The sequence below is a fragment of the Emticicia sp. genome (genome assembly GCF_049241225.1).
Taxonomy (GTDB): domain Bacteria; phylum Bacteroidota; class Bacteroidia; order Cytophagales; family Spirosomataceae; genus Emticicia.
The window spans coordinates 1-7,669 of the sequence record NZ_JBMLRC010000396.1 but is presented as its reverse complement, the minus strand read 5'-3'; the positions used below and the strand labels follow the sequence as shown (position 1 = coordinate 7,669).

The window sequence follows — 7,669 nt, the reverse complement described above, 5'->3', positions numbered from 1 at the left end:
CCCTTGATATAACCTTCCGCTTCTAATGTTTCTTTTTTAGATAATTCATTTAAACTAATTTCTCGAACAGATTTTATTTGATGAAATTCTTTTACTGTTTTTATCTCTTACTCAAGACAAGAATATTTTTGCTAAAATTTGGTGGAGAGGAAATGGTGGTACATATTCAGGCGATGTAAATATTGGGGATATTGAAGCAGCGGATTGGAGAAATATTCTTTCTGTTGTTGAAAGGTCTGATATAGGAATAAATTTAATTCCTATCAAACGATATATAAATGAACAGATTGATTATTCATTAAAGCATGCAGATTTTGAGAGGCAAAGGCGATTTTTAGAAAGATTTTAGGATAAAAAAGTATAGTGAATGAAAATAAGAATTATTGATTTTCAATACACCAACAACAAATACTCAATGGGATTCACAAGAATCCCATTTTTTCGTATCTCATAATGAATGTGGTTGCCAGTAGAAGCTCCAGTGCTGCCAACCATACCGATAGATTCTAAGATATTTATTTGTTGTCCTTCTTGTACTGAAATTTTAGAAAGGTGTCCGTAGGTGGTTTGATAAGAGTTTTGATGGTCGATGATTACAAAATTCCCCAAACCATCATCATAGCCAGTAGCTTTGACGATGCCCGATGCAGTTGCAACAACTTCACGCACTGGGCTTGCAATATCAATTCCATTATGATGCTTTACTATGCCGCTCAATGGGTGCTTTCGAGTGCCGAAACCACTTGAAATTCTGGCATCAGTAAAATTTTTAAGCGGTAAAAAGCACGGAATAGTCAGAGCCATTTTCGGGCATTTTCTATAAAAATAGGCAAAGTTTTTCCGAACTGATTGTTCATCTAAATAGCTTATTTGAGCTTGGATTTTATCGCAATCTGGTTCGTGAAAAAGGCTGATAAACCCAATCAAAATGAATGATAATATCATTTTTTCTGTGCTGATTTTTCTATTAATTCAATGGCTTTTTCTACGCTCATCTGACCATTTTTCGCTTTTTTGAAGAAAGTAAAGGGTTGTATCGGCGGACGACCTTGAACTTTATTAGTGTTTGCTTTAGTAAAGAAATTTACTGAAATGATGTAGAGCACAAACATCAAAATCGAGGAATATGAAATAAAATCAATCAAATTCATGGTTTAAACAAGTTTATCGCTTTCGTAATCAATGATTTTTTGTACATCTGCTTTTATCTTTAGGTAGTTTTCTTGAACTGCATTTTGCAGTTCTTCATCCGTTCCAAAGAATTTTAATGGCAATTCTTTTCGTTCTTTCTTCAATTCATCATCTTCGACTTGAATGAATGATTTGAATAATTTGAGGTCAATTGGCTGGTTGAAAGTATCTGCTACTTTGCCTACAAAATTTCCCTGCGAAAGCGTCATAATTTTTGAGGCAGGTACGAGTTCTTGCATATTTGTCCCATAGCTCAGATTAATGTCTTCTTTGGTCAGGCTTGCATCTACTTTGTTTTGATTCGTTTTGCCAAACATTCTTGAGAAAGTTTCGGCCGTTTTAGCATTGACCGACCCCGAAAAAATCGTTCCGCAAGTATTAATAATCACATTGGCCGAATCTTGACCATACGATTTGGTCAGTTGTTCAATGTCTTGAATGCCGAGCCAAGTTGCAATTTTGTAGCTTCTTACCGTAGCAATGAAATCATCTAAACCCATCAAGTACATAGAGGGTAATTCGTCAATGAAAAAGCCGCACTTGATTTGTTTGTGCTTATAAATCATTTTCATCATCGTGGATGTATAAACCGATAAGGCAGCTCCGTAAACATTGCTGTTTGTTGGAGTATTACCCAAACAGAATATTTTAGGGTTTTGTGGGTCATTGACTGATAAATCAGTATCATTTCCTGACATTACCCAATAAATATTGGCAGAAGAAATACCCGCCAGTGCGGTTTGTACACTCGATAGTTGCCCAGACAGTTGCTTGGTAGCTTGACTGCGAATGGCATAGGTGAACATCGAACTATAGGTATCCAGTTCGGGATAACGCTCAATAATTGAGAAAATCGTAACAGGGTCTTTGTTGATTAACTCAATTGCGTGGGGTAAATCACAAATTTCGCCCAGTTGTGGGTATTGTTTTTCCATGATTTTTAGAAACCAAATCGCACAAGTTAGGTAGTTGATGGCCGAACTAACCCAAAAATCACCTTCTTTTTTTATCCAAGTTTTGTTGATATTATACAATAGGGTTTTCGATAATTGGGCAGCATCATCAATGCTACTCATGTAGTTTTGGTTAAATGGATTGCAGCGATTGGAATATTTCAGATTTTCAAAATCAATGACTACAAATTTGGGTATGATAGGAGTGGAGCTTCCATCGGGACTAAATACTTTTGGATTGTTTGCAATGGCTTTTATCAGAGCATTGTAAGCTTCGATTGATAAATCTGGGAACTTGAAATCGTAAATAACCCCACAATACCCTTTATAAATCGACTGCCATAATGCAGGAATCAAAACAGAGTAGGTTTTACCCGAACCTTGCGAACCAGCTACTAAAACGGCTCTTTGTGGATTTACCACCGAAACAAAACCTTCTTTCCATTCGTTACGAAACATATATTGGGTTTTGAATCCAACTGAAAACTCATTTTCAAGATTCTTGGCATTCTGCGGAAATTGCTCATTCAATTCATTGAATAAATCGTTTTCGGGAACACTTACCATCGAGTTGAAAATCAATCCACCTCTTACAATGAGCATCATAGAGATGAGCAGGAGCGTAGCATATAACCCAGCTGATAATGCAGAGTTATGTAAAAGAAATTGATTTTGGGCGAAACATGGCAGCCAACAACATAGTCCAACGAGTATGTAAAGATTTGCCGAAGTTTTACTCGCTTTTAGATTTGCTTTGTTTTTACTGACCAAGCAAATAAAAACATAAAGCAACAAAAGAAAACAAACGATTATGTGGCTATCAAATAGATTCGATTTTCCTTGAAGTTTGTGTAATAACTGAATCAGAAATACAAACGCTTTTTGAAGTTTGGTCGACAAACTGTAATAAATATACGTTTGGAACTTCCAAAGGACATCAAGAAAAATAAGAGCGATGGAAGTAAAGATGAGCAAATAAAAAATGTTAGAAGAAAACTCTTTTTCTTTGGCTGTGGTTTCGATTGTGGACATAATTGATTATTTTTGAGAGCAAAAATCTCATTTTTTGCAACAAAAAAGAATTTTTATGTCATTTTTTTTAAATTATATCGTTTTAAGTGCTTTTTTTACAATTTCAAATTTTGCGAAACGTTATAATTTAGCTTCGTAGATTTAATCATAGCCATAGAAAAATTAATACTTTTAGCTGTCAGCATTACTTTTATAATTTCCATGATTGCACAACAGTATCTTAAAAAATTGCATACATTGAAAAGTGCCAAAATTCAAAAGACCAAGTATTACTATCAATTTTTGGTGACACTTTCCAATGACGAAAATCAGAGTATTTCCGATGATTTTTACGTTCGACATCCAATTTTCTACAGTCAAAAAATACTCAAAGATGTACTAAATGCTTTCGTAGAAAAGAAGATTGCCCCTGATACGAACTTTATAGAAGCTTTAGATGATTACTTTCGATTTAGGGTAGAAAACTGCTAATTCGTATAAAATCAGAGAATTTCTTATTGTTATTCTTTATTTGGTCTTCAATGTAGTTCAAATAGTTCTTATGAATATTATTCAGAGAAACATTTGCTATTAGTCCCTTTTTCAGGGCGTAGAAAACTGTATAGTCATTACAGAGGTCATTTTCATAAATTTGTTGAAGCTCTGCGTAAGTAAGGTCTTCAAAGACTTTCTTTTGCCGAAAGAGGTTGTGATAGCTACTACAAAATTTATGTTCAATCGAAGAATTAATGAAGTCTAAGCAGTTAGTAACAATCAACGATTTTTCACGCTCGGTTTGTTGTAGTTCATTTTCTATTTCAGAAAGTCTTGCTTCCAGTTGTTGAGTTTTATCATCTTTGGTTGATGATATTAACTCAAGTACCGTAACATCCAAAGCCTTTGAGATTTTTAATATTTCCTCAAAGTCAATTTTGTTCCCTTTCTTTTCTATTCTCGAATAGGTGGATTTATCCATGCCTATTTTTTCTGCCATGTCTGCTTGTAGCAGTCCTTTTGCTTGTCGCAGGTTTTGTATGTTCTCGCCGATGTTCATATCGCAAATTAATCAAATTATGCAATAATTTCAATAGTAAATGTCATTTTTAAGATGAAAATTGTTTAAAAATGAAAGTAAAACAAAATAAATTGCAAAAAATGATTTTTATTTTCTCATAAATTGCAATATTTGTATCTGTATTTTATAAACAATAAATAGATGAGAAAATGAAACACATCAGATTTGGTCTAATTTCAAAGTTAGTTTTAACTATTTCGCCTTTGATAGTAACTGCTCAACCCGGTGGGATAGAAGCAGGAGCAAATGCTTTAGATGATTTAACATCGGGACTACAAGATTACATCGACCCAGTAACCACAGTTATTTATATCATAGCCATTATGCTTGGATTAGTTGGAGCATTTAGGGTTTATGTAAATTGGCAGCAAGGCAAAGACAACGTTATGCAGTCGGCAGCGGGTTGGTTCGGCTCGTGTCTGTTTTTACTGATAGCCAATACGGTTTTACGAGCCATGTTTATTTAATCAAGAGAAGTGAAAAAACTACTTTTCGTTTTTACGATTTCGATAAACTTTTGTTTTGCCCAAGTCAATTTACACAAAAGCGATGTCAACGCCTTAGGAGCAGATACTTATATCACATCTCCGATTCACCATAACATCGGTAAAATCCATGCTTTTGCTTTGATACTTCTTTTTTTGATGGCACTTGTGGCCACTTATAAAATTTATTACCGTTGGCAGTTGGGCGAAGAAGATGTTTTGCCACTAATCTATCGTTGGTGGGGTGGCATTATCCTTAGTTTTTTTATCATACAATTTTTAAGAATCTACATTTCACAGCAATCGTTTGGGGAATATCAACCTATCAGTTTTTAGACATGAATACACTGTATCAATTAGTTAAAAATACGGCTTTGTTTGCAACAGCGGCCGCAGGCGTGGTTGGTGGATTCAAAATATACCAAAAATGGGGCAGGGGAGAAGAAGTGATTCCTTTGATATTAGCTTGGTTGTTTGGTTTAGGATTCGTTCAGGTCATATTTTGGGCGGTTGGTTACTACATTGTTGGTGGAGCATACAAAGGTGTAAATCCAACATCGGGAGCTGAAAGCGTAGCTATTGAAGCACATAACGGGGCTTTGGTTATTGGTGTTGGTATTTCAATCTTTTCAGTGGTTAAGATTTACCAAAAGTATATCGGCGGTGAAGATGTGATCGACCTTCTTTATAAATGGTTAGGTGCATTGATATTCTTATTTTTCTTTGGCTACCTCATAGAAGCAATCTTATAAAATGATACAGAAAGTAATAAAAGGTGTCGATGATGAAATCGAGTTTAAGGGCTTTAAAGGGCGGTATTTTTATATGTTAGCTGGCGTAATCTTGGGTTTGCTCTTTTTAACCTTCTTTCTCTATATGATAGGCTTTTCAAGCTTTATACTCATCTTCTTTAGTATAGTTGTAGGGGTAGGGGCTTATATGTATATCAAAATATTGATGGATAGAAATGGAAAATGGGGGCATATTCATAGCCAACACACCGAAAGAAAACCTAATTTTTTACTACACAATCAACCTTTTTACAAACTGATAGGAACAGAAGAACATGGCAAAAGTACGAACAGTTGAAGAAATACAACCCATCGCAACGATTGATAACCGAGGAATAATCTACACTAAAAATGCAGATTTAGCAGTCGCATTTGAGGTAACTTTCCCCGAAATATTTTGTGTGTCCGAACACAACTACCAGCTTTGTTTCGATGCACTCCTTCAAGCCGTAAAGAATTTGGGCGAGGGTTATTTGGTGCATAAACAAGATTTTTTCATTGAAGATAAATATGAGCCTGATTTGAGCTACAATACTTCTAATGATTTTATTATTGCGAAGAATGAACTCCAATTCAAAGACCGTCCTTTTATTAATCACAAGGCATTTATCTACGTGATTTTGCCCAGTTCTAATCCGCTGAAACGAGATAGTTTGGCATCTGCCATTTTTCGTCGGCATCTTGTCCCCAAAAACGTTATAGAACAAGATACTATTGCAGCTTTCTGGCAAAAGGTTAAATCATTCCAAGCTTCTATTAATCAGTCAAAGATACTGACTGTTAATCAATTGAAAAGAGAAGATTTTGCAGGAAGTAAGAAAGCCGAAGGTTTGCTCAATTATTACTTTTCCTTGGCATTTGATGATAAGAATCTGTATGATTTGAGTTCAAATGATGGTGTTTTTAGAGTTGGAAATAAGCAAAGTTATACGTTTGTTATCAATGATTTAGAGCAATATCCGCACGAACTACCCTCAGTAGTTTCGTTTCGAGATTATTCTACCGACCGTACTAAAATGCCCGCCAGCTATGGCTTGGCTTTTGGGTTGAATTTGCAATTCAACCACGTTTATAATCAGGTAATTTATATTCCGAAACAGAACGATTTGAAGGCAAAAATGATGGCTGATGCTAAAAAAGCCTATTCATTTTCGAGGTGGAGTAGAGATAATACCTATTCGGTCGAGCAAAAAACGATGATGGTTGATTCGCTCACAACGGGTGCAAGTTTGGCCGTTCATGCTCATTTCAATATTCAGATTTTCCATGAGTCAAAACAAGTGTTGGAACAGTATAAAAATGAAGTGTCGTCTGCTATTCAAAATACAGGGTTCATTTCTAAAATGGCCACAACTCATGCTGAGCAATTGTATTGGTCGTGTATTCCCGCCAATGCAGTTGAGTTGGGCAAAGATAACTTCGCTACTTGCTTGCTGGATAATGCTCTGGCTCTCTGGAATGTTGAAACCAACTATAAACAAAGCGTTTGGCAAAATGGTGGAATGCTGCTTACCGACCGTTTCGGTACGCCTCGAATTGTAGATTTGTTTTTCGACCCACTCAAACGAAAACTCATTTTTAACCGAAACTTTACAGTTATCGGCCCTTCGGGAAGTGGTAAATCATTTACTATGAATAATATGATTTACTATCTACTGATGAGTGGCTCGCATATTACTATCATTGATATTGGTCATTCTTATAAGCGTTTGGCCGAGATTTTAGGTGGAAAGTACCTAACCCATACCACCGAAAACCCAATTCGTTTGAACCCATTTTACATGGAGTTCAATCCTCTTGACGATAGATTGAAACTCGAACAAGAGTTTAAGCAAGTAATTGTTGATTTGCTTTCGGTGCTTTATAAAAACTCAGGTGATACCATTACAAAAAGTGAGGAAGTAACGCTTTTAGCAATGGTAACGGAATATTACAAGTATTTGCAGAAAAATCCAGCGATTTACCCATGTTTCGATACATTCTACGAATACATCAGAGATTCTTTCAAAAAGATTTTTGAAGAATTAGGTGGTAGAAATGGTAAGGAATTCGACCTTGAGCAATTTCTGTATGTATTACAGCCGTTCTATGCAGATGGTGAATATGGGTATCTACTGAACTCAAAAGAAAATGTAGATTTTTCGCAAGAGCCATTTGTAGTTT

The 7,669-nt window shown here is 35.4% G+C and carries 9 protein-coding genes; 5 read left to right on the top strand and 4 right to left on the bottom strand.

The features are described from left to right. Positions 1–390: 390 nt before the first annotated feature. The 4 genes from ACOVO2_RS20955 to ACOVO2_RS20940 form a co-directional block, all read right to left on the bottom strand. Positions 391–945 carry a M23 family metallopeptidase gene (locus ACOVO2_RS20955; protein WP_421771859.1) on the bottom strand — a complete coding sequence of 185 codons (555 nt, stop codon included), beginning with the start codon at positions 943–945 and terminating at the stop codon, positions 391–393. Continuing rightward, entirely contained in the window at positions 942–1,151 is a 210-nt protein-coding gene (locus ACOVO2_RS20950) for a hypothetical protein (protein ID WP_421771858.1), read from the bottom strand. Before ACOVO2_RS20950 ends, ACOVO2_RS20955 begins: the two co-directional genes overlap by 4 nt. Positions 1,152–1,154: 3 nt before the next feature. Next, complete coding sequence (locus tag ACOVO2_RS20945) at positions 1,155–3,176, bottom strand: type IV secretory system conjugative DNA transfer family protein (protein ID WP_421771857.1); 2,022 nt, start codon at positions 3,174–3,176, stop codon at positions 1,155–1,157. A gap of 451 nt (positions 3,177–3,627) precedes the next feature. Then, positions 3,628–4,209 carry a helix-turn-helix domain-containing protein gene (locus ACOVO2_RS20940; protein WP_421771856.1) on the bottom strand — a complete coding sequence of 194 codons (582 nt, stop codon included), beginning with the start codon at positions 4,207–4,209 and terminating at the stop codon, positions 3,628–3,630. A gap of 170 nt (positions 4,210–4,379) precedes the next feature. Here ACOVO2_RS20940 and ACOVO2_RS20935 point away from each other — a divergent pair, with 170 nt between their 5' ends. From ACOVO2_RS20935 to ACOVO2_RS20915, 5 genes are all read left to right on the top strand, one after another. Next, the gene (locus ACOVO2_RS20935) at positions 4,380–4,697 is read left to right on the top strand and encodes a DUF4134 domain-containing protein (RefSeq protein ID WP_421771855.1); all 318 of its coding nucleotides are present in this window, start codon (positions 4,380–4,382) and stop codon (positions 4,695–4,697) included. A gap of 9 nt (positions 4,698–4,706) precedes the next feature. After that, positions 4,707–5,051 carry a hypothetical protein gene (locus ACOVO2_RS20930; RefSeq protein WP_421771854.1) on the top strand — a complete coding sequence of 115 codons (345 nt, stop codon included), beginning with the start codon at positions 4,707–4,709 and terminating at the stop codon, positions 5,049–5,051. A 2-nt stretch (positions 5,052–5,053) separates the two neighbouring features. Next, positions 5,054–5,467 (top strand): hypothetical protein, encoded by a 414-nt coding sequence (locus ACOVO2_RS20925; RefSeq protein WP_421771853.1) that lies wholly within the window; start codon positions 5,054–5,056, stop codon positions 5,465–5,467. A 1-nt stretch (position 5,468) separates the two neighbouring features. Then, the gene (locus ACOVO2_RS20920) at positions 5,469–5,804 is read left to right on the top strand and encodes a DUF4133 domain-containing protein (protein ID WP_421771852.1); all 336 of its coding nucleotides are present in this window, start codon (positions 5,469–5,471) and stop codon (positions 5,802–5,804) included. Then, positions 5,782–7,669, top strand: a 1,888-nt coding sequence (locus tag ACOVO2_RS20915; RefSeq protein ID WP_421771851.1) for a TraG family conjugative transposon ATPase, incomplete at its 3' end; no start/stop codon positions are given. The genes ACOVO2_RS20920 and ACOVO2_RS20915, both read left to right, overlap by 23 nt.